At 40.5% G+C, this 26,286-nt stretch carries 20 protein-coding genes and 1 riboswitch; of the genes, 6 read left to right on the forward strand and 14 right to left on the reverse strand.

The window, feature by feature from the left end; genetic code table 11:
- Window positions 1–101 precede the first annotated feature (101 nt).
- Window positions 102–2,537: a penicillin-binding protein 1C gene (locus H6G77_RS13765; RefSeq protein WP_190871846.1), complete on the reverse strand. Its 2,436-nt coding sequence runs from the start codon at window positions 2,535–2,537 to the stop codon at window positions 102–104.
- Window positions 2,538–2,885: 348 nt separating this feature from the next.
- Here H6G77_RS13765 and H6G77_RS13770 point away from each other — a divergent pair, with 348 nt between their 5' ends.
- On the forward strand, window positions 2,886–8,621 hold the full coding sequence (locus H6G77_RS13770; RefSeq protein ID WP_190871847.1) for an alpha-2-macroglobulin: 5,736 nt from the start codon (window positions 2,886–2,888) through the stop codon (window positions 8,619–8,621).
- A gap of 51 nt (window positions 8,622–8,672) precedes the next feature.
- Here the strand turns inward: H6G77_RS13770 and H6G77_RS13775 are convergent, their stop codons facing one another.
- The 5 genes from H6G77_RS13775 to H6G77_RS13795 all read right to left on the reverse strand — a co-directional run bounded on the left by H6G77_RS13775 (window position 8,673) and on the right by H6G77_RS13795 (window position 12,224).
- Window positions 8,673–9,341 carry a Uma2 family endonuclease gene (locus H6G77_RS13775; RefSeq protein WP_190871848.1) on the reverse strand — a complete coding sequence of 223 codons (669 nt, stop codon included), beginning with the start codon at window positions 9,339–9,341 and terminating at the stop codon, window positions 8,673–8,675.
- Between the two features lie 194 nt (window positions 9,342–9,535).
- Entirely contained in the window at window positions 9,536–10,372 is an 837-nt protein-coding gene (locus tag H6G77_RS13780) for an energy-coupling factor ABC transporter ATP-binding protein (protein WP_190871849.1), read from the reverse strand.
- Complete coding sequence (gene cbiQ / locus H6G77_RS13785) at window positions 10,347–11,159, reverse strand: cobalt ECF transporter T component CbiQ (RefSeq protein ID WP_190592145.1); 813 nt, start codon at window positions 11,157–11,159, stop codon at window positions 10,347–10,349. The genes H6G77_RS13780 and cbiQ overlap by 26 nt, the downstream gene beginning before the upstream one ends.
- Complete coding sequence (locus H6G77_RS13790; protein WP_190592144.1) at window positions 11,156–11,458, reverse strand: energy-coupling factor ABC transporter substrate-binding protein; 303 nt, start codon at window positions 11,456–11,458, stop codon at window positions 11,156–11,158. Before H6G77_RS13790 ends, cbiQ begins: the two co-directional genes overlap by 4 nt.
- A complete protein-coding gene (locus tag H6G77_RS13795; protein WP_190592143.1) occupies window positions 11,445–12,224 on the reverse strand; it encodes an energy-coupling factor ABC transporter permease in 780 nt (259 codons plus the stop codon). The genes H6G77_RS13790 and H6G77_RS13795 overlap by 14 nt, the downstream gene beginning before the upstream one ends.
- Before the next feature lie 25 nt (window positions 12,225–12,249).
- Window positions 12,250–12,390: riboswitch (cobalamin riboswitch) on the reverse strand.
- A gap of 88 nt (window positions 12,391–12,478) precedes the next feature.
- Between H6G77_RS13795 and H6G77_RS13800 the strand changes: the two genes are divergently transcribed.
- Entirely contained in the window at window positions 12,479–13,084 is a 606-nt protein-coding gene (locus H6G77_RS13800) for a thermonuclease family protein (RefSeq protein ID WP_190592142.1), read from the forward strand.
- 173 nt (window positions 13,085–13,257) lie between these two features.
- On the opposite strand, the gene H6G77_RS13805 is transcribed toward H6G77_RS13800, so the two are convergent.
- The gene (locus H6G77_RS13805) at window positions 13,258–13,752 is read right to left on the reverse strand and encodes a methylmalonic aciduria and homocystinuria type D protein (protein WP_190871960.1); all 495 of its coding nucleotides are present in this window, start codon (window positions 13,750–13,752) and stop codon (window positions 13,258–13,260) included.
- 652 nt (window positions 13,753–14,404) lie between these two features.
- Between H6G77_RS13805 and H6G77_RS13810 the strand changes: the two genes are divergently transcribed.
- Window positions 14,405–15,001 carry a hypothetical protein gene (locus H6G77_RS13810; protein ID WP_190670010.1) on the forward strand — a complete coding sequence of 199 codons (597 nt, stop codon included), beginning with the start codon at window positions 14,405–14,407 and terminating at the stop codon, window positions 14,999–15,001.
- A 71-nt stretch (window positions 15,002–15,072) separates the two neighbouring features.
- Here the strand turns inward: H6G77_RS13810 and H6G77_RS13815 are convergent, their stop codons facing one another.
- Entirely contained in the window at window positions 15,073–15,324 is a 252-nt protein-coding gene (locus tag H6G77_RS13815; RefSeq protein WP_190670008.1) for a DUF6464 family protein, read from the reverse strand.
- Window positions 15,325–15,800: 476 nt separating this feature from the next.
- Here H6G77_RS13815 and H6G77_RS13820 point away from each other — a divergent pair, with 476 nt between their 5' ends.
- A complete protein-coding gene (locus H6G77_RS13820; RefSeq protein WP_190670114.1) occupies window positions 15,801–16,169 on the forward strand; it encodes a cyclic nucleotide-binding domain-containing protein in 369 nt (122 codons plus the stop codon).
- Window positions 16,170–16,537: 368 nt separating this feature from the next.
- Here H6G77_RS13820 and H6G77_RS13825 read toward each other — a convergent pair whose 3' ends face one another.
- Entirely contained in the window at window positions 16,538–16,846 is a 309-nt protein-coding gene (locus tag H6G77_RS13825) for a threonine dehydratase (protein ID WP_190670006.1), read from the reverse strand.
- A 229-nt stretch (window positions 16,847–17,075) separates the two neighbouring features.
- Between H6G77_RS13825 and H6G77_RS13830 the strand changes: the two genes are divergently transcribed.
- On the forward strand, window positions 17,076–17,294 hold the full coding sequence (locus H6G77_RS13830) for a hypothetical protein (protein WP_190592138.1): 219 nt from the start codon (window positions 17,076–17,078) through the stop codon (window positions 17,292–17,294).
- A 355-nt stretch (window positions 17,295–17,649) separates the two neighbouring features.
- Here the strand turns inward: H6G77_RS13830 and H6G77_RS13835 are convergent, their stop codons facing one another.
- A complete protein-coding gene (locus tag H6G77_RS13835) occupies window positions 17,650–18,081 on the reverse strand; it encodes an EamA family transporter (protein ID WP_190670005.1) in 432 nt (143 codons plus the stop codon).
- 271 nt (window positions 18,082–18,352) lie between these two features.
- On the reverse strand, window positions 18,353–19,291 hold the full coding sequence (locus H6G77_RS13840) for an alpha/beta fold hydrolase (protein WP_190871850.1): 939 nt from the start codon (window positions 19,289–19,291) through the stop codon (window positions 18,353–18,355).
- Between the two features lie 156 nt (window positions 19,292–19,447).
- Here H6G77_RS13840 and H6G77_RS13845 point away from each other — a divergent pair, with 156 nt between their 5' ends.
- Window positions 19,448–20,320 carry a shikimate dehydrogenase gene (locus tag H6G77_RS13845; RefSeq protein ID WP_190871851.1) on the forward strand — a complete coding sequence of 291 codons (873 nt, stop codon included), beginning with the start codon at window positions 19,448–19,450 and terminating at the stop codon, window positions 20,318–20,320.
- Between the two features lie 206 nt (window positions 20,321–20,526).
- Here H6G77_RS13845 and H6G77_RS13855 read toward each other — a convergent pair whose 3' ends face one another.
- From H6G77_RS13855 to H6G77_RS13860, 3 genes are read right to left on the reverse strand one after another with little or no spacing between them, the layout of a single operon-like run.
- Window positions 20,527–21,714, reverse strand: a complete 1,188-nt coding sequence (locus tag H6G77_RS13855) for a sensor histidine kinase KdpD (RefSeq protein ID WP_242049216.1) — start codon at window positions 21,712–21,714, stop codon at window positions 20,527–20,529.
- 22 nt (window positions 21,715–21,736) lie between these two features.
- Window positions 21,737–21,937 (reverse strand): hypothetical protein, encoded by a 201-nt coding sequence (locus tag H6G77_RS35700; RefSeq protein ID WP_242049217.1) that lies wholly within the window; start codon window positions 21,935–21,937, stop codon window positions 21,737–21,739.
- A gap of 2 nt (window positions 21,938–21,939) precedes the next feature.
- Window positions 21,940–26,094, reverse strand: coding sequence for a PAS domain S-box protein (locus H6G77_RS13860; RefSeq protein WP_190871853.1), 4,155 nt, complete (start codon window positions 26,092–26,094; stop codon window positions 21,940–21,942).
- Window positions 26,095–26,286: the final 192 nt, after the last annotated feature.

Consider the following 26,286-nt stretch of genomic DNA (forward strand, 5'->3'; position numbering starts at 1 on the left):
TGAGAAATTTAGATACCCGACTTTTCTCACATAATTGAGAATTGCTATAGCAAGTATTAGCTATTATTTGGCACTTTTTATGGTATACTCAAAAACCACATTTACCTCTGAGAATTAACAACTGAAAAACCCCGCTTTGTTGGGCGAATTTTAGCCAATTCTACTTGAAAACTCACTTTATCGCTGGTGTCTGCACTCCGCGCTTCTAAATTCCAGTTTCCTGGACGCAGATACCAAAATAGATTAGTTGATTGTGTATCTAGTTGTTCGCCATTTAACCGCCACTCAACTGATGATGGATTTCCGGCTAGTTTAAATTCTAATTTTTGCTGTCCTTCTGTACCTGGATATAGTAAATACAAATCACCATTTTGGGGGGAGACAATTCGTAAATTACTAGAGACAAAATTTGATTGCTGCTTGGCTAACCAATCATTATATTCGGGCGGTAAATTAAACTTGTCTTGAGTGGCGTAAGCAATTTTATCTTCTGGGTAAAAATACTCTTGCACAACAGAGTTACAATCTGACATGGGGCGTAAACCTGAGTTTGCACAGATAGGAAGTTGAATTAATCCTTGGGGAACTGTAAACACTGCGGGTTCTTGGTTTTCGTGCAGGTGCAACATGATACGGTTCCATAAAGGTGCTGCACCCATAACGCCAGATACTTGACGCATTGGTTCACCATTAAAATTTCCGACCCAAGTTGCAACGGTGTAGTCGGTGGTAAAGCCCACAGTCCAAGTATCGCGGAAGTTGGAAGAAGTACCAGTTTTGACGGCGGCGGGGAAGGGCAAGTTTAATACTGAGTCTACACCAAAAGCGGTGGCACGGGCGTGGCGATCGCTCAACATATCAGTAATTAGTTGCCATATCGTAGGGAGTGGGGAGTGGGGAGTGGGGAGTGGGGAATAAGAGAGTGTTGTTACAAGTGGGGTGGGTTGTCCTTGTCTCGCTATTGTGACGTAAGCTTGAGCCAGTTCCCATAACGTGACTTCGCCACTACCGAGAGTTAAACCCAAACCGTAATATTCTGGGGTTTGATTGAGGTGGGTAAAGCCTAATTCATGCAGACGTTCCAGAAAGTTCGGTACGCCAATTTTCTCTAATACTCTCACCGCAGGCACATTTAAAGAATTGGCTAATGCTATCCGCACCCGCACCGGGCCGAGAAAGCGTTGAGTATAATCTGTAGGGCTATAAAGTTTCGCCCCAGGAATGGCATAGTGGGCGGGGACATCAGCCAAGATGGTGTTTGGGCGAATCAGTTTTTTTTCTAACGCCAACTCATAAACAAAGGGTTTGAGGGTAGAACCGGGTTGACGTAGGGCTTGTACGCCGTCGTTACGTCCAAGTTTGGTTTCGTTGAAATAGTCGGGTGAACCGACGTAAGCTAAAACTTCGCCCGTATGGTTGTCAATTACCAAAGCTGCTGCATCGTGGACGTTGTTAGCAGCAAGGGTAGAGATGACTTGCTGTGCTTGGGCTTCGACGAATTTTTGTAATGGTCTATCGATGGTGGTTTGGATGAGATGATCCCTCTTTGAGGCTACCATGTACCCATCAGTTATCGAATTACTACTAGTGTTGGAATTACCCCACCCTAACCCTCCCCTTGGAAAGGGGAGGGAACTAGATTTGCTTGTTTCCCCCCTTTCCAAGGGGGGACTAAGGGGGGTAAAAGGAACATCGTCCCCCTTACTAAGGGGGGTTGGGGGGATCTGCATTTGCTTGGCTAACCAAAACAAGAAATGAGGTGCAGCGATAATTCCCCGTTGGCGAGACTGAAAAACCACCTTTTCGGTTTGAGTTTTCTCGGCTATTTGTTGAGTGATATAACCATCCTGTACCATCCGGTTGAGGACGTATTTTTGACGCTGTTTGAGTCTATCCCAATGTTGTAGCGGGTCAAAGTAGGTGGGATTATTAGGAATAGCAGCCAAAAGACTAGCCTGGGCAAGATTTAACTCACTGGCGGGTGTTGAAAAATAAGTCCGGGATGCGGCTTCTACACCATATATATTGCCACCCATTGGCAGACGGTTGATATATGCAGCGAGAATTTCAGTTTTATTCATTCCCGCCGCTAACCGCCAAGCTAACCAAATTTCCTGCAATTTCCCTGAGAAGTTGCGGGTGGATGGTTCTAACATTCGTGCTAACTGCATGGTAATTGTAGAAGCACCAGAGACTATTTGTTTGGCGTGAATCGCTTGGTTGATGGCGCGGATAATTGCTTTGATATCCAACGCGCCATGATGGTAGAAACTACTATCTTCGGCGGCGATAATGGCGTTGATAAATTGGGGAGAAACTTGATTTAAGGGGACGACGGCGGTATGTTCTTGGTCACGGGTGAGGATTGTTCCTAATGGTAGCCCATTGCGATCGCTAAATTCCAAAGCCAGTTGATTTTGGGCTATATCTGCGGTATGTATAGGCGCAAAATAGGGCAGTAGTCGCACCACTAAGCATACAAATACAACAGCTAAGAAAAATTTTGACTTTCGGATGAGCCGCCTACTTAGTCTCATCGGGGACTCCCCTGGATAGTAAAACCTACTTTAATTGTGACGTAGTGGCTATTTGTTTATCAGGTAATATTGCAAAGACTTAACAATTTATACCAATTTAAATTAAGAATTGTAGTGATTTTTGGAAATAACTACACTAAATTGGTTATCCATTGTATACCACGTTCCTTCCTCTTTCTTCTCTTCCTTTGTGTCCTTTGCGCTCTTTGCGGTTCGTTTATAGGCAATTATTAGCCAAAACATTGATAAATTCAAGACTGTTTAACGAACCGCAAAGGACACATAGACGCGCGAGCGGCTTCCCGCAGGGTAGAGCGCAAAGAAAGAAGAGATTAAAAGTGATTTAATATGATTATTAAAATTGTTCTGCAATTATTTATAATTCTGACATTTGTACTCAGCATTAGTGGCTGTAGTTTATTAGGTGTATCCTCAAACAAAGAACCGTTACCCGCCGTTTCTCCCCTTACCCCACCAAAGTTACCAGACTGGATTGAACAAATTAGTCCTATTGGTGATGCTACACCTTTAAATCAAATTCGTATCCGTTTTAAGGAAGCATTAATTCCTGTTGAAAACCTTGACAGCCCAGAACAGCAAAATTTATTACAAAAATTTACTGTATGGCCGCCTTTACCCGGTCAATTTCGCTTTTTAACACCACGCATGGTAGGTTTTCAAGTAGATAAATCCCTACCCCAAGCCACAAGGTTTCAAGTTACTTTAAAAGCAGGTTTGGCAGATTTAAAAAATCACAAGTTAAATCAAGATTTAGCTTGGACTTTTAATACTGAACCTATTAAGTTGACTGATTTACCCGGTGTGAATCCTGTGGAAAAGGCAGAGATTCAACCTATAGATTTAAAACAAAAACTGCAATTTACTTCAAATGTCGAATTAAACTTAGATTCATTACAAAAACATCTTAAGCTTGTCCCCGAAGGTAAAAATAAAGATATCAGTTTTAATATAGACTTAGCGAAAGAGGAAAAACCAACAGAAGGTGAAGACCCTTTAGCAAAGTTTGACCCTTCAATGCGTAATTGGGTTTATAATCTCATACCCCAGCAAAGTTTAGAAAAAGCGACTAATTACCGTCTGGTATTTTCCCCTGGTATATTACCAAATTACGGTAATTTACCTACAGATAAAGAGTCTGTAAGTAAGTTGGCGACTTATTCACCTTTAGAGTTTAAAACCATCAACTTTTACGGACAACCTGATGTTAACGGTACTTATGGAAGGTTTGTTAAAGGTAGTCCGCAGCTAGAATTTAATAATATATTACTGGCAGATTCAGTTAAAGATAATATCAAAGTTGACCCAGCACCAAAAGATATCTCTCGACTGTTCCAAGTTCCAGAAGAATCTAATTTAGTGACGATTAATCCCTACGCTTTAGAATCTGCGACTAATTATAAAATTACGATTGGGACAAATATTAAAGATAAATTCGGACAGACTTTAAATAAACCTGTCACCCTACAATATAATACTGGCGATTTGGCGGGGGATATTTGGGTTCCGTCAGATTTACATATCTTTCCCTCCAGTCAAAATTTACAGTTAAATATTAGTACAGTTAATTTACCAGAGTCGAAATATAAAGCTGCTTATCGTGTAGTTCAGCCCAGCGATTTAGTCTATTTTAATAGTGCTTCGCCAAAAGGCAATGATAATGAGTTATTACCACAGCTAAATTCATGGCAAAGCTTTAAAGTCAACTCTAAGAAAAATCAACTTGTTGATGTCAATGTCCCATTACGAGAAAAGCTTGGTAGTCCAACAGGGATGTTAGCTTATGGAGTCCAAGCACGCACAAATAAATATCAAGATAATGGCAAGGAATTGTGGCGGGAACCTGTAACTTATGGTTTAGTACAGTTGACAAATTTAGGTGTATTTAGTCAATGGTTTCCTGACTCTGGTTTAATTCGGGTGCATCATTTGAGTGATGGTTCACCAGCTAAGAATGCAGCTATTGAAGTTTATCCATCAAAGTTAGAGGAAAAATATCCCAGTAATGCTGTACCTTGCGCGACTGGTACAACTGATGAAAATGGCACTTTAAGACTACAAGTTGATAATTTAAAACAGTGTTTTCCTGATAATCAAAGATTTACGAAATCGCCACAACTATTAGTAATTGCGCGAGAAAATCAAGATTGGGCTTTTGCGAGAACCGAAGAATATAGCGGGTCTTTTGGTTATGGTATTGATGCAGGTTGGCAAGAAGCTAAAGCAGAATCACGAGGTGTAATTTTTTCTGATAGAGACTTATATCAGCCAGGAGAAAAAGCTTGGTTTACTGGTTTTGCTGATTATTTAGAAAATGGGACTCTCCAGCAAGATAAAAACGCTGTTTATCAATTAACTCTAATTAATCCCGACGGACAGAAAACCCAATTAGGTGGCAAAACCACCAATGAGTTTGGGACATTTTCTCTAGAGTTACCCATTCAGAAAACTCAAGCTTTGGGCTACTATACTATCCAAGGTAAAGGTAAGGCAGGACAAGAAATTTCCGGCGAGTTTCGGGTGGCTGAATTTAAACCGCCTAACTTTAAAGTTGAACTTAATTTAGATAAAGAATTTGCCCTAGCTAACGATAAAGTGGAAGCGAAAGCCGCTAGTAATTATTTATTTGGTGCGCCTGTGGAAGCTGGGGAAGCCAAATATTTTGTCACGCGCCAACAGACTAGTTTTATCCCTAAAGGTTGGGAAGAATTTAGTTTTGGGAGACAATGGTTTTGGCCGGAAGAAAGTCCATCGTTAACTAGTGAGGTTTTGCAAACGAGTGACAAGTTAGATGCAAGTGGTAAAACGAGTCAAACTGTGACGGTGGCGAAAGATTTACCTTACCCAATGACTTATCAAGTAGATGTGCAAGTTGCAGATGTTTCTAATTTATCTGTGGCTGCTTCTCAAAAGTTTACGGCTTTACCCAGTAACAAACTTATTGGACTCAAAAGTAATTTTATTGCTGATGCTGGTAAGGCTTTACCTGTAGAAATAATAGTGACTGAACCTACAGGGAAACCCATCACAGGTCAACGGGTACGGATAGAATTACAACAGATGAAATATAGTAGTGTGACGCAGTTAGTGGAAGGAAGTCGCACTGCGAAAAATCAATTGGAATATAAAACAGTAGAACAAACAGATATTACTTCTGCTGATAGTCCCCAGATATTAACTTTAACACCACCCGAATCAGGCTCATACAGAATTAGAGCTAATTTTAGGGATACAAAAGAGGAATTAACGGCGACAGATTTACAAATTTGGGCAACAGGAGAAACCCCAGTTTATTGGAGTTCGGAAGACCGCGATCGCCTAGAAGTTAAACTAGATAAAAAAGAGTATAATCCAGGGGAAACTGCCACAGCTTTAATTCAATCTCCCTACCCCGAAGCGGAATTATATTTTGCGGTAATTAAAGACAAACCAATTTATCAACAAGTAACCAAAATCAAGGGAGGCGCACCCCAAATTCAGTTTCAAGTCACACCAGAAATGTTACCTAATGCAGCAGTAGAAGCTGTATTAGTCAGACAAGGCGCACCTCTCAACCAAGTCGAACCAGGAAGTTTAGATAAATTAGTAAAAATTGGTTTCTCACCTTTTAAAGTCAACTTGCAAGATAAATATTTAAAGGTGCAAGTCACACCTTTGCAAGCATCTTTAGAACCGGGTGCAGAACAAACAATACAGCTAGAACTGAAAGACAACCAAAATAACCCCACCCCAGGACAATTTACTGTTATGGTGGTGAATGAAGCGGTGTTGCAACTATCTGGTTATCGTCCGCCAGACTTGGTAGATACAGTCTACGCAGAACAGCAAATATCTACCCGGTTCAGCGATAATCGTCCTGATGTGGTGATACAACCCCAAGATATAGCGAAGCCTAAAGGTTGGGGTTATGGCGGTGGTTTTTCTGTCGGTGCAGCAAATACCCGCGTCCGCACAGATTTTCAAGCTTTGGCTTACTACAACGGTTCAGTGTTAGCTGATGCGAGTGGTAAGGCGCAGATAACCTTTAAATTACCGGATGATTTTACCACATGGCGAGTGATGGCTGTCGCTACTGATGGAAACTTGCGCTTTGGTAACGCTGATGCGACATTTATCACCACCAAACCACTGCTAACTAATGCCATCTTGCCACAGTTTGTCCGTCCAGGCGATCGCATCTTCGCTGGTTTATCTGTCACCAACACCACCGGGAATAACGGAAACCTCTCAATTAACGGCGAACTTAGCGGTACAGTCAAGTTTGCGGAAAATAACCCCACCACAACTTCCTTGCAAACCAACGCTGAACCAGCCACCAAAGCTTATCGCTTCCCCATGATTGCAGGTGGCGTTGGTGAAAGTAAAGTTAGGTTCACCACCCAACTAAATAATACAGCCGATGCTTTTGAACTGCCTTTAGAAGTGAAGCCGTTAGAAATTACCGAACAAGTTGTAGAAGCTGGCGTGACAGAAAAGCAAGTCAAAATTCCCCTGAATGTTGATAAAAATGTCTACCCGGAAGCAGGTGGTTTAGATATTCAATTAGCGAGTACATTAATACCCGAAATTAAAGCACCCGCGAAACAAGTTTTAGAAGATGATGATTTACCCTTTGCAGAACCAGCCGCCAGTCAATTAATTATTGCTGCTAACCTGCAAACTTTAGGTAAACAATACAGTCAAACATTCGCTGAATTTAATCCTAGCCAAAAAGCAAACCAAGCCATTACCCAACTGCAAAAATTACAAATAGCCGATGGTGGTTTTGCTGCTTATCCAGGACAAGAAAAATCAGACCCTTGGGTTTCTGCATACTCGGCGGAATCTTTAGTAAAAGCTAATCAAGCATTTCCTGGTTTTATCGATTCTGCAACATTAACGCGCTTGAAAAATTATCTGCAAAAGGTAGTAGCAAACCCAGGACAGTATGAATTTTGTAAACAGCAAATTTGTAAAAATCAACTGCAATTAAACGCCTTAATCGCCTTAGCAGAATTAGGTGATAAAAGCAATAGTTTCTTAGGCGATATTTACCAACAACTCAATAACTTTGATATCGTCACCCAAATCAAACTAGCGCGGTACTTATCGCAATTCCCCGAATGGCAAGATGAATCAAAACAAATGTTGAACCAGTTACAACAAAATATCTATGAAACTGGACGCAACGCCGTAATTAGTTTACCCCAAAGTTGGGGATGGATGAATTCATCTACCACCGCCCAAGCACAAGCTTTAAGGTTATTTATTGCCAAACAAAGTAAACCGGAAGTTCTGGATAAATTATTCCAAAGTCTATTAAGTTTACGCCGCAATGGCACATGGCAAACTAACTATAATAATGCTCAAGCTTTAACAGCTTTAGTAGAATATAGTCAACTCCAACCCACACCACCAAACTTTGCCGCCACAGTTCAATTAGCTCGTCAAAAGTTAGGTGAAAATCGCTTTGATGGTTACAAAAATCCTAACTTGCAGCTAAATGTTGCAATGGATAAATTACCCCGTGGTCGTCATGATTTGATAATACAAAAATCGGGTAGGGGCAAATTACATTATTTAGTTGCCTATAATTATCGCTTGCAAGGTAATCAACCAGGCAGATTTAACGGTTTACGTGTCACACGCGAAATTAGCAAAGTCGGAGAAGAAAAAGTTCTGCAAAAAACCGGGATGTATGCTGTAGATAAACCCTTAACTGTCGATAGTGGACAAGTATTTGATATTGGTTTAGAAATAATTGCAGACCATCCTGTAGACCATATAGTCATTAAAGACCCATTACCAGCAGGGTTTGAAGCCGTAGACCAGAGTTTTCAAACTGCGACAGCCGCATTGCAAGCCAAAGCCGATAGTTGGCAACTTGGTTATCGCAATATTTACCGCGATCGCATTATCGCCTACGCCGACCACCTCGAACCAGGAGTTTATAGCCTACATTACCTAGTCCGTTCTGTGACTCCCGGTACATATACATGGCCTGGCGCAGAAGCACATTTGCAGTATGCACCAGAAGAATTTGGACGCACTGCTGAGTCTACAATTGTGCTTGAGGAGAAGCGTTGATTTTGAAACCCAGAGTCTTTCTCTGTGCGTTCTCTGTGTCTCTGTGGTTAGTTAAACAAATCGCTGCACAAACGCAGCATATTCCGACGACTTCAACCCCTCTTGTAACACCTCCAAAACTCGCGCCATCTGATTACTTAACAGCGCCTCCTCTGCCAACCACAACCCCGGAAACACCTGAGAACGAATAATGCCATCTGCACCAGGAGATAGCAATTGATACTCGCCATCAACTAAGCAAAACCATGCCAATTGATTCTCATAAGATTGCCAGATAACATACTCCAACACCCCATTCCGACGATAAACTTGCTTTTTAATACCCGTATCAATTGAGACGCTACTTGCAGCAATTTCCACAATTAATTCGGGAGAACCTTCAATATAACCGTCACGGCTTAATCGAGTTTGTCCACCCGCCGCAGGTTCAATAAAAAGTACTGCGTCTGGTTGGGGTTCGTTATCTAAATCTAATCTGACTGTTGGTTCCACACTCAAGTCAACACCAGGAGTCATGGCTTGATAGACTCCTAACCAAGTCATCACCCGACTGTGGGGTTTACCATGCTGTTCATGTCTTAAGGGAGAGGCCACGTAAACGATTCCTTCAATCAACTCTGCTTTCTTGATATGGGGTGCAGCATCATAACGACGTTCAAATTCAGGACGAGTTAAGCGATCGCCACTTTCCAAAGGAGGTATTGCTTGTGTATTCACCATTTGTCAAGCTGGGGATTTATTAGATACTTCTCACTTTAGCAAACCGCAGTTATTGACAAGTCTAAACCATATAGCAATCCTATGTGAGTTGTGAAAAATTATTATTTTTAACGAACCGCAAAGGGCGCAAAGGACACAAAGAAAGAGAAGGAAGAAAAGAAAGAGAATTTCACAAATGATTTAGGATTGCTATATCACGATGCAAAATCATGAAATAATTTTAATATTCTTTGCCTTACCCTTTGTCTAACGGCTTCATCCTCACCTGATAACCCATCGAATAACATTTCATATATCAAAGGTACGCCTAACTCTAACTCTTCTAATAAAGAACGCTGACTAAATACATCTTGCGGTTCACCTTCTACTATCAATTGTCCTTTATCCATGACAAAAACCCAATCTGCCCAACGATACACAAAATCTAAATCATGGGTTGCCATCATTAAAGTCGTACCATTTCGATGAATTTTTTGCAGAGTTTTCAGCAAATTCCGTGTATGTTTCACATCTAAATAAGCTGTCGGTTCATCTAACAATAATAATTCAGGATTCAATACCATCACATCTGCTATAGAAACCCGCTTTTTTTGTCCTAAACTTAAATGATGTACTGGTCTTTCAGCTAAAGCTGTCAACCCAAATTCTAATAATATTTGTTCTACTCGTGCTTGAATTTGCGAAACTGGAAGTCCTAAATTACACAAACCATAAGATATATCTTCTTCCACAGTAGAAGCTACTAATTGCTGTTCGGGATCTTGAAAGATTAGCCCGACTTGTTGACGCAATTTCCCCAGATAATTACGATGATAAGTTAACGGTTCTCCGCGCCACCGCACAACACCCGCATTAGGTTTATATAAACCATTAGCTAATAAAAATAATGTGGTTTTCCCACAACCATTCTGCCCAATTAACGCACATCTTTTACCCAATGGAACTTTTAAGTTAAGACCATTCAAAGCTGATTGCTGTGCGCCGGAATAGGTGTAAGATACTTGCTCAAATTCTAATAAATATTCCTGCATTTCGCCAAAATTCCAATCCAATTAAACAAATACAGCCGCAAATTGCTTCGATAATATATCTGGTTTGGGGATGATAGCGGCGAGGATGCCAAACTTTAAATTCCCCAACAAAACCCCGCGCTTCTAAACCCAGAGAAAACTGATTATATGTTTGTAATGTGCGCTGTAAAAGTTGTCCAATTAATATGGCTAAACTTTTCATCCAAATACGCCAAGTGCGATAGCCACCACGGGAATTTTGCGCTGTCCATATTTCATTGGCTGTATTCAGCAAAATGAAAATAAACCGATACATCAGTAATAACAAATCAGTTAACAGCACTGGAAATCGCAAATAACGCAGAGTTTGTAAGATTTCCGTAAACGGAACAGTTAACATGAGAAAATATAAGCAGGAAACTGAGGCTAATGCTCTGGTGAAGATTGCCCAGGCTTGCAGACTGCCATGATGACTAACATAAATATAGAATTGTCCAAAACTTAGCCCATATAAAGCATCTAATTGCACCTTTGGCAAATCATTAATTGACACACCATTGATGATTAAGGCGGGTAAACTTGTCAAACAAAAAACGATGGTAAATAATAACAAACGGAAATAAATACTAGCCGGAATTTTGGCATAAACCATTGTCCAAACACCCATCCAAATTGCTATTAAAATCTGCACGAATGGATGGGTAGCAAGGGCAATAGCAAGAGTAGTCAAGGCAAAAATTAGTTTATGCTCTGGTGGTAATTTTCGCAACCGATTAGTATAAGCTAACGTATCTAATTGCAAACTCATTCTTCATGCTTTTGTTGTTGGGAACGGCCTTTATATAACCCAATTGCGTAACCAATTACTCCCGCACCCAAAGCTGCTTGCGAAGCAAATAATAAGCTTGCTATTTCACCACTAGCTGGTTCAAAAATTGATTTAAACCAAGGTTTATATTCTGGTTGTATCTCACTTATAGCTTCTTGTGCTTTGCCATCAGCACCGCCAAATTCTGCATTACGGACAAAGATTAAGGGTGCAACAGCTAAAGCCAATACAGCTAATACTAATAACCAGTTACTCAACCCTTTTTTAGACTGATTCATTTCCTTGGGGTTCCCGTTTGATTAATTTCAGCAATTCTAATTCTTGAGGATTATAAGATTGCAACCAGTTCCACACTAATACAGTTAGCAATCCTTCACTAATTGCGAGAGGGACTTGAGTTAAGGCAAAAATTCCGGCGAATTTGGTGAATGAAGCAATGAAGCCACCAACAGGCGCGGGAAAAGCTAAGGCGAGTTGGATAGAAGTAATAATGTAGGTGAGTAAATCTGAAATGGCTGCGGCGAGAAATATGGCGATTTTTGCTTTACCACCCAGCTTAATTGTGAAATTATATATCCAGTAAGCGGCAAATGGCCCGGCGATCGCCATCGAAAAGGCATTTGCACCCAAAGTTGTCAAACCGCCATGTGCTAACAACAAAGCCTGAAACAACAATACTAAACTACCCAAAACCGACATAGTTAAGGGGCCAAACAGCACCGCACCTAACCCTGTGCCGGTAGGATGAGAACAGCTACCTGTAACCGAAGGGATTTTCAAGGCGGAAAGTACAAAAGTAAACGCACCCGCCAAGCCGAGTAGTAGTTTAAGTTGGGGGTTGGCTTGGGTAATGCGTGTCAAACTCCGCAACCCTAAAAGAAAAAATGGCAATGCTACAACCCACCAAAAAATCGCCCACTGCACTGGTAAAAAACCTTCCATAATGTGCATTGCGTAGGCGGGTTTGGGTAAACCAACTACTAAATAAAAACTAATTACTGCCATCAGGCATAGACTAGCTAAAGCCTGCTTTTTTCTGTTCATAATCTGTACCTCGCAGATTTATGTAAATATATTCAGTTATATCGGCGGGCATCCTGACTCACCCAATTTTGGTTCACAGTTGCGGGACAGTGCCGGATTCTCACCGAACTTTCCCCCTTACGTCTGATGGCTGCTCCCCATCAGAACCGATCTCAGTAAATATATCACTATTTTTAATGTTGCCACTTCCATCGGAGCCGCATCTATTTCAAAAATCAAATATAGTATCATCCATCAGAGTTAGGTGAGGTTGAATGCAGAAATTAACAAAACAGATGGTACTTTGGCTAAGTGCAGTTGTGATGGTTTTGGGTTTGGTGAGTTGCGATAAATTCTTTGGTGCTTCTGGAGACTTGGTAGAACGGGTGAGTGATGGGGATACTTTAGCTGTCAAAGATGCAAAAGGAATTAAATTCAATGTGCGCTTTGCTTGTATTGATGCGCCAGAAGTACCCCATTCCCAAAAAGAAAGGAACAGTAAACTCGCCAGCGATCGCAATCAATTTGACTGGGGTGCCAAAGCACAAGCACGCTTACAACAATTAGTCCAACAATCAGGCGATCGCGTGATGTTGACGATTACAGATAGCGATCGCTATGGTAGAAAGGTTGCAGAAGTCCGCTTAAAAGATGGTACTTTTGTCCAAGAAGTCTTATTAAAAGAAGGTTTAGCTAAGGTTTATCGCCCTTATCTAAACAAATGTCCGAGTAAAGATTTAGTTCAAAAAGCAGAAGCACAAGCACAACAGCAAAAACTAGGTGTTTGGAGTGATAGCAAATTTACCAACCCTTGGGAATATCGCAGTCTTGCAAAAGAAGGCAGTGGTTCGGCTTCGCTCACCAACCGGAGGAAGAAGTAAAATCATTACTAATGTCTGGATCATAAAAATCCTTGAAAAAAACTTTCATAAGCTAATCGTCATTTAAATTGCATCATTTTCATTTTGGCAAACGCTGTAAACCCTCTCCCTTGCTCCCTGCCCCCTGCCCCTCTGCGGCCTAAATGTGCAAATTAAATGCTTAACAGCTTACTTCATACTTCCTCTTCCCATCCATGTTGACAGGCGATTTCTTTAACGACAAATTCAATCAGCGTTGGCGGTGCGGCGGAGATTAAAATACTCGGATAAACTGCTGTACCCCAAATTGGATGAACCAGCACACAGCATTTATTTTTAATGACTGGATAGCCAAGTAACGCTTTAACTACAGCAGTATCATTGTGCGGCATTGCACCGGGACGCGAAAGTAAAGGATAGCCTGTACGCGGATCAATTAAGTCTGAGAGATAACCGCGATCGCGCAATTCAAAAGCCACATCACAACCAAATCCCATAAACCTTTGGCGTAACTTTTGTTTCTCCGCCTCGATTTCTTTGGTGCTTTCCACTAAAGAAAATTGCGATCGCTGCAAAACAACCACAACCCAAAAAAAGGGTTCTTGTTTCCAATCTGGTAATATCCGTTCGCAATTAGTACATATATATTTACTCGGTGCATGAATAGAAATTTGCACAGCTTGTCCCATATCGCCAGTTAAATTTATGGGACTGGTTTGTTCCGAAATGTAAACGCTTGGGTAGTTCACTCAATTGATATGATTTTTTACAAGTTGTTAATTTATTCCTTGGGATCGATAATAACTCTTAACACTTTATAAAAACCATCAATTTTCGCCCAGCAGTCAGAATTTATTGCAATTTATATATATAAATTATAAATTTTTAATTTAATTTTTATCTTTTATTAACCTTATTTAAAACTCAGCACTAACACCCCGGAGAACAATACTTTGAGACGACTTGGGTGACTCAGTTTATCTGTACTACTTTTCTTGCTGGTAATATTTTTGGAGAAGTTGCCCCGACCATAAAGTCAGGACAACTTCTGGTACACCCCTTGCACAATACAAACAATATCAGTATTCACAACAATTTGTTTGCCAAATTGGCAAAAATTAAAAATTCAACGGTAGTCAAATTTACTGTCTGGGGAAGTCTGAGGTGGATAATTAAGCCGACCGATTCAGGTAAATTTACTCAATCTGGCGCTGGTGACTGAATCTAGCGTTGTGAATTGTCATAATATAAGCAGTTACTTGATTGAGTCTCAATAGTGAAATCTCCTTCATTGCGTCAATCCTAGCATTCAGGAATCAACTAAACTCAGTGAGGCGACTCATGAATATTGATCAGCAACTCAATGTTAATTTACGTGCAGAACTGGAAGTAGCGAAAAGACAGTTAAAATCTGACCAAAAAGGTGGAATTGCCGCCTTAGATCAGATTTATCGCCAAGGTAAAGTTCCAGAACAAACTTTAAACGGGCGCTATTGGGGTGAGTTTTTGACTGCTAATTTCAATCCAGTTTTAGATAGTTGGTTAGATATCATCACAAAGATGTGGCTACCTTGGGAAGGTAAAACATTTGATGCCAACAATCACACTGGTGATAATATTTTTACCAATGATGGTTTATTACTAGGGCGCTTAATTTGGCCTTCATATAATGGTTATGTGGCAGATACGAGAGGAAGAACCCTGGCATTTAAATTTCAGACCTCCCGTGATCAATGTTTATTAGAACCAGATATTGACGTTTTACGTTTGAGCTTCGATTTACCAGAAAACCCTCGATTTATGATTCGGGAGTTGGTAGACCAATTAGTTCAAATTGATGATGATTTTTATTTAGGAAAAGCCGTACTCAAACATCCCGATGGTGGTCGATTTTGTGCTGCTTACTTCACCCTCAAATCTGGGTTAGCTTCAATTTAATTCTACAGAATGAGAGGGGAAGTATCTGAGAATATAGCAGTCTGATTTGAGATGTGACAAACAAAGACCAATTATTGAGGATTGCTATATTCTACAAAATACATACATTGCTCACACAATTGTGTTGGATTGACAGCACATTGAATATAAGGCGATCGCGCATTATATAAACAATCACTGTTATCCAGTAAATTTTGGGGTTTGCGACTTTGACTTTCTTCTCTAACTTGCATTGGCGGTGTAGCGATCGCTGATAAAATCCCCAGTAAATACCAAACCCCGCCACAAACAATCAGCAACATAAAATCAGCAATACGTCGCATATTCAAACCTTAGCTAAAATCCAAACTTGTCAATGATTTTAGCGATATTAAAATATTTATTCATCCGTCATTAGCCATTCATCTTTAGTAAATAAAAACTAACAATAATTAGCAAAAAATGATAAATCTACAGAAAATACTAGTATCTAAAGATATAGAAATATGGTTTTATTTCCGAATTTACTGATGTAGTCAGGGAGTAGGGAGTAGAAAAGAAATCTTTTCTGGATGTACTGATTTTTTTCAGAAATCAAATTAAATCCTACATATAGCCATCCTATTTGATTGACAAATATCTATCTACCTTGTCCCCCTTGTCTCTATTCTTCTTATCTCAAATCTGACTCTACAGGTTTTTAAACCTTTCCATAAACTGCATGAATATCTGTTGAGTTTGTCACTGGCATATCAAACCCTAGTAGTATAATCTACTCTGGTTTATATCGCCTAAGTATAAGTTTGGTACTGCTCTAATGTTGTTAAATCCAGTTGTAACCATTGAGATATTTCAAAAACAAGCCGAACCTCAAATATATGCAGCCGGTCAGATCATCTTTGCAGAAGGACAGGCTGGTGATTTTATGCTTGGTATTATCGCAGGAGAAATTAACATCTTAGTGAACGGCAAAGTTGTAGAGACAATTACAACTGGTGATGTGTTTGGAACAGGGGTACTTGTAGGCATCAAGAATCGGACTTATACTGCGATCGCTAAAACTGAATGCAAACTCGTCTCCTTAGACGAAAGAAGATTTCTCTTCGCCGTTCAAGAAACACCTATGTTTGCACTACACGTCATCAAAAACTACTCAGAGCGTTTGTCTCGACTGCAACACATGGTTTAGAGGTTATTTATAAATAGGACTTACGCAACTGACATATTTTTTCTGTAGGGTGTGTGACGCAAAGAGAAGATTTGAACGTAGTCATAAGATTGATAGCGTCACGCACCAACTACCAATTTTGACACTTTCATAAGTCCTGATAAAGTAAAAGTTCTCGTAGGTGTGTTAGGCGCATATTGTGAGCGAATGAATCACAACAACTACATACAAGCGCCTAACGCACCGCCAGATGATGATGGTTTATGAAGTTGAAGTCAGTGTGACCCAGTTTAAAATCAGGTGAGCCAATAGTTCACAATCGGGTTTCAACAGACTGTTATGTTGTAAACATTGCCCACCTGAAGATGATTGATATTGGCAGTTAATTTTTACTTCTTGCCAACATCACGAGCCATGTTGAGATAATAGTCTTCTACTTTTTTCTGAGAACGACGGCGGACAAATGAAGGAGTTTCCGAGGTGGTTTTCTGCTCTGTTTTTGCTGGTTCTTCTGAAACTCGCTTGATAGTTTGCGCCGCATCAGATTCCAAATAATAGCCAGAGCTATTAAATCCGAAAACTTTCGCAAAAAAGCCAAAAATACTTCCAAAAAAACCGAAAACAGCCTTAAAAACTACAGAAAAATAACCTTCAAGGCGAATAAAGATATTCTGAAGAATTTGAACTAGACGATCCATAGCAGCACCCTCTATGATTGCCTACTGCTATTGTGACTTAATTTTGCCCTGGTTAGGTATTCTCCCAGAGATATAACTACCAAAGATAAATGATGAATTTACTAGATGTGTCTTTTGGCATTTTAGTCAAGACCAAGAAATATTTATTAATATAGTTATAAATCAGTGTCAAAAATCAAAACGTTCTTTATTTGCAGATACTGGATTTTCCACCATCGGAGTAGAAGACATGAAAGACCAAAAAACATCCGACTCTAAAGAGTTCGTAGGCAATCTCAAGAATGGGATTTGGCTATTTGGACTCTCTTCTTGGGTCTTTGGCATTACCGATCGCAGTATCGCTTCTTTTGCAGATGGTTATCTCTCTGCTTTAGATTTAACGCAACTATTCACAGCAGCGACATTTTTTGTAGCGTGGCTATTCTTAAAACCCACATCCAAGGTTTGAGGCGGTTGATTTGTCATCAGTTGGTTTAGTTGGTCGCTGATTTTATCAAGCTAATAAATACTTCCGAGGTAGAACGTTTTCTCGATCGCCAAGTGCAGCATGTGGTTTGAAATGCTGAGTCTCATTGGTTATAAGTTAAGATTGTGAGGCGGTTGTCATTCAATATATCTAGGACTTACGCAAAAAAACGAAAAAATAAGGTTTTAGAACAGGGTGCAGGGGTATGAGGTTGTAAGGGTGTAAGTATTCAAAACCCTTTCACCCCATACCCTTTCACCCCTACACCCAATCCCCACAAACAATTTTGGTGCGTAAGTCCTGTTATCAAATAAAGCTTAAATTGTACTAGCTTATATTAACGAATCAAAACCAGTGTACCAGCTAAAATCAAGCCAGTTCCCAACATCACTTGCGGCGTTAGTTGTTCTTTGAGAAACAGTGCTGAAAAAACCAGTACCAAAAGTAAACTCGATTTATCTAAAGGCGCGACTAAAGAAGCTTTCCCGACTTGTAAAGCCCGAAAGTAAAATAACCAAGATAAACCCGTTGATAAACCAGAAAAGACGAGAAATAACAGAGTTTTAGGCGAAATTGTCAGCAGTGTATCTAGTTGTCCTTTGGCAAAAACCCAACCCCAAACCATGACTAAAATAACTACGGTGCGGATCGCAGTTGCTAAATTGGGGTTAATCGTCTCGACTCCTATCTTGGCGAAGATAGTCGTTAAAGCTGCAAAAAACGCCGATATTAGGGCAAACAATATTGCAGTCGTTTCATTACTGAGCATTCAATCTCTCGAACAATCTGAGGATTATTGAGAAATAATATCATTATTTCTCCAGAGAAAACGGTGCATATACTCTGAAAAAACACTCTTTCAGGACTTACGCACCAAGATTGTCTATTAAGATTGGGTATAAGGGTGTAAGGGTTTGTGGCGTAAGGGTTTTAGATACATACACACGCCACTTGGCTCCCCTATACCTCTGTACCCCTACACCCAACCTACTTGAAAGAGTATGTCACTCGTTTTCACATAGAATTATGACTTTACATTTTTACTCAGAAATAGATATCACCCAATCTCTTAAAAGTTGATTGACCTGATCTGGAATTTCATCATGGGGACAATGACCAGCCTTGAGAAAATATTCAGTCAGTTGGGGGTAATATTGGCGGAATTTTTGTGAACGTTCTCGCGCCTTCATCCAAGGATCAGCTTCGCCCCAAAGTAATAATAAAGGACAAGTTAAGCGTTGTAACAGCACATCAACTTTTTCCCCTTGAGGACTGCTAAAAACAGAAACAAACACATCAAAAGCCCCTGTATCATAAGCAGGGCGAGCAATTTCCTCTACTAATTGGTCTGTAATTGCGGTTTTATCTAAATAAACTTTTTCTAAAGTGCGGCGAATTACCCAACGTTGTCGCACATATTGAAATATCACAAACCGGGAAAAAGATTGTTTAAAAATCCACTTGACACTACTACCCAAGATTTTCTGTAGGGGTGATGGTTGTTTGGGCGGTTGGATTTGTGATTGTAACGCTTCTGGTTCTGCTGTGGCTTGAGTTTCGCTAAAAGGGCCAGCACTATTGAGTAATACTACCCCAGCAACACTATCAGGATATTGGGCAGCAACAGACAAACTTGCATAGCCACCAAGAGAGTTACCTGCAACGATCGCTTGGCGACCAATGATTTCACTGATAAAATCATGCAGTTGGTCACGCCATAAGTCTCCACTGTACTGGAGTTTGGGTTTAGCCGATCGCCCAAATCCCAACAAGTCGATCGCAAACACTTCAAAATCTTGATACAATCCACTAATATTCTTTCGCCAGTGGTCTGTAGAAGCACCAAACCCATGCACCAACAGCAACGGTGGACGTTGGGATTGTGAATTTCCTGCATGTACATAGTAAATTTTCTGCCCTCGCCACTGCCAATATTGCCCAGGAACCGGATTTGTCAAAGGGGCTGTACTAACTTGCATAATTTTAAGTAATGTTAAGTAGTTGTTAATAATTGTAGAGGATGTGAGGGTATAGGGGTGTGAGGGTATAGGGGTGTGGGAGGTGTGGGAAGTGTGGGAGGGGTGGGAGGTGTGGGGGAGAAGAACTAATGACCAATGACAAATGACAAATGACCAATGACTAAAATTACAGGCACTACCAAATTATTAGGGGTAATTGGACATCCGGTGGAACATTCACTGTCACCGTTGATGCACAATGCTGCGATATCAGAATTAGGGTTAGATTACGTTTATTTACCTTTGCCGATTGCACCTGATAACTTAGAAATAGCGATCGCAGGTTTTGCGGCAATTGGGGTAAAAGGTTTTAGTGTGACAATTCCCCATAAACAGGCAATTATGCCGTTATTATCAGAAATTACCCCCGTAGCCCAGGCGATAGGTGCAGTTAATACTGTGACTCGCCAAAATCAGGGATGGATAGGGACAAACACAGATATTGAAGGATTCATCGCCCCCTTACAAACAACATACCAACAAGATTGGAGTCAGAAAGTAGCAGTTATTTTAGGTAATGGTGGTGCAGCGAGGGCTGTAGTTGCAGGCTGTTATCAACTGGGTTTTGCAGAAATTTATGTTGTGGGGCGCGATGAACAAAGATTAATCGAGTTTCGTGATAGTTGGGGAAGTTCACCCATAGCCGAAAAATTGCAGGTTTATCCCTGGGCTAGTTTGTCCAAATTGATTCCGCAAGCACATTTATTGGTGAATACAACCCCCATTGGGATGTATCCCCAAGTAGAAAACTCGCCTTTAAGTGTTGCAGAAATGGCTGATTTACCCCAAGGTGCGATCGCTTATGATTTAATTTACATCCCCAAACCAACAAAATTCCTCCAACAAGCCCAAAATCAAGGCGCTATAGTCATTGATGGCTTAGAAATGCTAGTTCAACAAGGTGCAGCAGCCTTAAAAATTTGGTTACAAACAGAAACTGTACCAGTTGAGATTATGCGCCAAGCACTACGCCAACATTTAGGCCTTTGAAAAAGTGCTGAGTGGAATTAGACAAGGGAGAGGGGGTAGACAAGGTAGAAATGTAAAGTATAAATCTTGCTTCCTTGTCCCCCTTGTCCCCCTTGTCCCCCTTGTCCCCCTTGTCCCCCTTGTCTCCCTTGTCCCCCGTGTCTCCCGTGTCTCCCGTGTCCCCTGTGTCCCCCGTGTCTCCTACTGTCTTTATGATCAATTTTTCACTAAACATGCTCTGACAAGGTTAATGGTAACTGAACTATAAACCTTGTCCAACCTTGAGAACTAGTAACTGTAATATTTCCTTGCAGATATTCCACGAGTTTTTTGACCAAAGTTAAACCTAACCCACTACCATGATTAAATGTAGATGCGTTTTGCATAACTTGGGTATAATCAAAAATTGATAATTTATCTTGATTTTGATTTTGGGATATGCGATAAAACGGTTCAAAAATTTGAGCTTGTTCTTTGACCGGAATTTCGACACCAGAATTACTCACAATAATTTCTACTCCAGAAATTGGCACATCAGGTGAAATTTCTGGAAAATTTAATTGATTAAAGATTTGGGTTAATTGAACTCCCACTGTAATAATTGCACCCAAGGGAGTATGTTTACAAGCATTCATTAATAACTCTGATAAAATCCGCGTCAAGATAGCCAAATCAGTAGTCACATTCGGCAAATCTGGAGGAACTTCAACTTTTAAAATTTGCTGTTGAGTTTGGGCAATATCCTGATAGCTTTCAGTAATATGAGGTAGCCAATCTTGTAGACGCATAGAAGTTAATTCTAAGGGATACATATCTGCGTCTACAAAACGCATATTTAATAAATCATCGATTAAATTTAGTTCGCGTTCGCATTCGTAACGTAAGATATTAATGTAGCGAGCTACAGCATTTAATTCAGGAGGTTTACCAGACTGAATCATCCGTCGGCGGTCGAGAATAGTTTCCAGCATTGTAATTGCCATTTTAATATTTGATAATGGCGTACGCATTTCATGAGAAGTAGCTGCTAAAAAATCTTCTTTTAATTGGTTTAGTCGTTGCAATTCTGCCATTTGAATTTCTAACTGATGGGCGCGTTCGCTGGCTAGATTGCGTTCTTGGCTTAATCTGCGTTGGGTATCATCTCGAAATACCAAGACTGCGCCTGTAATTTTACCTTGGTTGTCGCGCAGAGGAGCCGCACTATCGGCAATGGGAATAGTTTTTTTATCTTTGGTAATTAATAAAGTGCGATCGCTTAAATATGCAGTAGTTTTTTGTTCTAAAGCTGTATGAATGGGATTTAATACAGGTATTTTACTTTGTTCGTCAACTAGGGAAAAAATTTTTTCTAATAATTGGTTTCTCGCTTCATATAATTGCCAGCCTGTAAGGGTTTCTGCCACTTGATTCATATACTTAATCTGTAACTGGGGATTAACTACAAATCAAAATCAAGGTTGGACGCAGAACAGTTGCTTTTTCTATAGCGGCTTCTGCGGTATCTGCAATATCAACAACGGTGTAGCCCAAAGACTCTAAACTTTCTTGCAAATTAATGGCAAGAATATACTCATCTTCCACAACCAAGACTTTCACTGTCTTGGTTGTGCTTATATCGGAGGAGATATCTATCATATTCATGCCCTACTTTTTGTAAAAGTAATTTTAAATTCTGTTCCTTGTTGAGAATTAACTTCAATAGTTCCTCTTAACTGCTTCACTAAACCTTGGACAAGAATAATCCCTAATGTTTTTGTGTGTTTCGGATCAAAGTTTTGAGGTAGTCCAACGCCATTGTCTTGAATGATTAATATCAAATTGTAATTATCTTGTTGCTCTAAGCTAACGGTAATTTCTCCTGTACTTTGATGAGGAAAAGCGTATTTTAAAGCATTGGAAACTAATTCATTGATAATCAAACCACAAGGGATGGCTGTTTCAATGTCTAAGCTGGCATTATTAACTTGGATTTTAAGTTTAATACAGTTAGACGTGACATTGTAAGAATCAAATAAATGAGTGGTTAAATCGGGGATGTATTGGGCAAAATCTATGTTTGCTAAATCGGCGGAACGATAGAGTTTTTCATGAACTAAGGCAATAGAAGCAATGCGGTTTTGACTATCGCGCAGAATTGCTGCGGCTTCGGTGTCTTGCGTCCGTCGGCATTGCATTTGTAACAAACTACTAACAATGCCTAAATTGTTTTTGACACGATGATGAATTTCTTTGAGTAAAACCTCTTTTTCTTTTAGAGATGCTTTTAGTTGCTCTTGGACTTGCTTTTGTTCGGTAATGTCTTGGTGAACGACAACGAAAACTTTTCCATACTCAGGATGCTCAAACATAGAAGTTGTCGCACTACACCAAAAAGGTGTGCCATCTTTTTTCACATTGTGGACTTCATAGCTGGCTTCGCCATGTTCTAAAACAGTTGCACTGATGGCTTGGTTTACCGCTTCTGCTTGTGCTTGATCCTCAGCATAGTTAATAGTTGAGATATGTAGACCGATTAATTCATCAGTGTCATAACCAAACATTTTCTCAAACTTAGGATTGGCATAAACGATAATTCCATCACTGGCGCGAACCAAGCAAATTCCTTCAGCCATGTTGCGTGTAATCACTGCTTGCAGTTCGAGCATTTGTTGAGCGTGTTTTTGTTTGGTGATATCAATACAACTTCCCACAATGCGGTAAACACGGTGATGATCATCTCTCAAGGGAGTCAGGCTGGTAAACCACCAAGTTTCTTGGCCTTTAAATGGTAAACATTCTTCATAAGTGATAGTTGTGCCTGCGTTGAGACAATCTTGATAATGTTGTCTCACCTTCATCGCCGCCGTGGGAGGAAGCAACTGTTCTGGGGTTTTGCCTTGGATATAATCGGAACAAAAACCCGTGAGTTCTTCGTGAGTAGGGTTCAAACCAGCATAACGAAAATCATCATCAACCACATCAACCACAAAAATTGCCTGGGCTACACCGTCGTAAATACTGCGTAAAAAATTTTCTTTTTCTTGCAATGCTTGTTCTGCTTGTTTGCGATCGCTAATATCAGTTACTCGTACCAGATTCATCACCTGCTGGGCAACTTGAATTTGTTTAACTGCGGTGTTTCCCCAAAAACAATTGCCCTGCTGGGTAACATACTCGATTTCCTGGCTCCAATATCCTTGCTGATTCATTTTTGCGAGGATCTCAGCTACCTCCTGAGAATTAAATGGTCGTTTATGCAGGGTATGTCCTTCTATTCCAATCAAGTCAGCTTTACATCGCGCTGCAAATAATTCTACGGCTCGATAATTGCAGTCGATGGTTAATAATGTTTGGGGACTAACCAAAAATAGAGCATCAGCAGATTCGTTATAAATGGCTTCACGCAAATCACGGCTCTTGATAATTTCTAACTCAGCTTGTTTTCGTTCTGTAATATCAATAACGGCTCCAAATAACTTCACCTGTTGACGTTTTGTATCATAAGCTACCTCTGCTTTTGATTCTAAGTAGCGCATTGAGCCATCAGGTCGAATAATCCGGTACTCTACGTTAATCGGGACAGCATCAACAATCGCCGCTAAAAAATGAGCTTGCAAAACTGGCCGATCATCTGGGTGAACCATTTGCAGAAATTCGGCTTGAGTTGGTGCTGGTTGAATGGGGGAAAGACCAAAAATCAGAAAGGTTTCCGTTGACCAAATTAGCTGTTCATCACCCAAGTTCCATTCCCAACTGCCAACATGGGCGATATGCTGGGCAGCATTTAGCTGTAATTCACTGCGACGTAATTTTTCCTCTGCTTGAATGCGATCGCGTAATGCCGCTTGTCGTTCAGTAATATCTCGTCCTTCAGGAATTAACAAAATAACTTCGCCAGTTTCATCCTGAAGTGGACGCAAGGAGAAATCAATGGTTGCTACTTGGTTATTTGCTCCCAAAACTTCCACTTCATAGCGGACAAAGTTTCCTTGAGCTGCTGAAGCAATTGCCTGTTTAAGTTGCTCTTGAGTTTCTGGTGAAATTGTCCACCAGTGTGTGTCCCAAAATGGCCGATTAATTACATCGTCCGGCTTCATTCCTGCAAAATCGAGCGCAGTTTGATTTGCCTCTAGCAAAGTTCCATCAACACTCAGCAGCCCGATAAACTGAAATGAATTGTTGAAAATGCCACGAAATCTACGTTCGCTGGCTTGTAAAGCGGCTTCTGCTTGTTTGCGTTCTGTAATATCTTGAGCGGTACCGTAAAGGCGGGCTACTTCTCCATTACTATTAAACTCGGCATAGCCAATCCCCTCCACATAAATATCAACATTGTCAGTTCTAGTAGCACGCAGAACTAGTTTGTAAGATTCACCAGTGGTAATAGCACGCTTGACAGCTTGGTCTAATTTTTCTTGATCTTCGGGGTGATATAGCTGTAAATTTTCTGTATATGTGGGTGTTGAAAGTTGAATGTCTCGTTGAAAAAGTTCAAACAACCCTTTTGACCAGCTAATTTTGCCTGTAGCCAAGTCATACTCCCAGTTACCCAAACGAGCAACGCGCTGCGCTTCTTCTAACAAAGCTTCATTTTTGCGGAGTATTTCTTCAGTGCGTTTAAGTTCTGTAACATCAACTACCATGCCATCCCAAGCTATGCGACCATCTTCCAACCGACGTGGCGAGGAACGAAAATGACACCACTTCAATTTACCACTGGGTGTACAGATTCGCAGTTGAATATCAAAAATACTCAGATGCTGTTTTGACTCATTTTCAGCAGTTTCAAGTCGGGGGATGTCTTCTGGGATAAACTGACGATAAAGTAGACTGGCATCTTGGAGTGCATCTGCGGCACTCACTTCCATGATATTTTCAATTCCCGCACTTAAATAATAAAAGCGATCGCTACCATCTAATTCTCGAATGACTTTATAAATTGCCCCATTCGGTAAGTTATCGCCAATTCGCCGCAACATTGCTTCTCGTTCTTGCAAAGCGAGTTCTACTTGTTTGCGGTCTGTAATCTCTGCCAATGAACCAACCAACCGCACAGGGTTTCCTTGCTGATCCCAAACAGCTTTGGCGCGGGATCTAAACCATCCATAACTACCATCTCTACGGCGTAATCGATATTCAACGTTATACTCTGGGGCTTGTTGTAATAAATAAGCTGTTTGAGCAGCCATTACTTGTGCATAATCATCAGGATGTATGCGTTTACTCCATTCATCATCCTCACAGCTTAATTCATGATGCTCATATCCCAGCATTTCAAACCAACGTTCTGAGCGATAAGTTTGATTAGTTGCTATGTCCCAATCCCAAATCGCCTCACTCGTACCAGCCACAGCTAAGTACCAACGTTCTTCACTACACCGTAAAGCCGCTTCTATTTTTTGGCGTTCGCTAATTTCTCGCTCTAGTTCTTTGTTTGTGGCTTCTAGTTGTACAGAACTGGGAAAAGCTAGTGCTTGTGGCATCAAACGTATCAGTTCTAATGCAGTGTACAGTGATATTACAGATGCGATCGCTTTCATCACACCACTCAGCCAATAGACAGGATGCCAATGTGTCCAAATCTCGATCCAGTGAGTTGTACCACAACTGAGCATCAATAAAGCAAACAGCAAAAAAATCCAGTTAAATGGCAAATCTCGGCGTTTGCAAACAAAATATAGTAGGGTGCAGGGAATAGAATAATAAGCGATCGCAATCAAACTATCAGATACAATATGCAGCCATAACAACATTGATTGCCCAGCATCGCTATGATTACAAGGAATCAACGGTATTTGTATAAAAATATTCATAAAGTTTTCTAAAACACAATTTCCCGCAAGGGTATATCTATCCTAAAGAATAGGTTTGATTTTTCACCTACATAATTTTGAATTGATCACCCTTGTGGCAAATTTCAGGCTGCGATCGCTACATTTCTCCCAAAGGCAACGTTTAAGAACCCTGATAACATAGAAGAAAGTTCAACTGAACTACCAAAGTTA

Origin of the sequence: Aulosira sp. FACHB-615 (assembly GCF_014698045.1) — a bacterium.
GTDB lineage: Bacteria > Cyanobacteriota > Cyanobacteriia > Cyanobacteriales > Nostocaceae > Nostoc_B.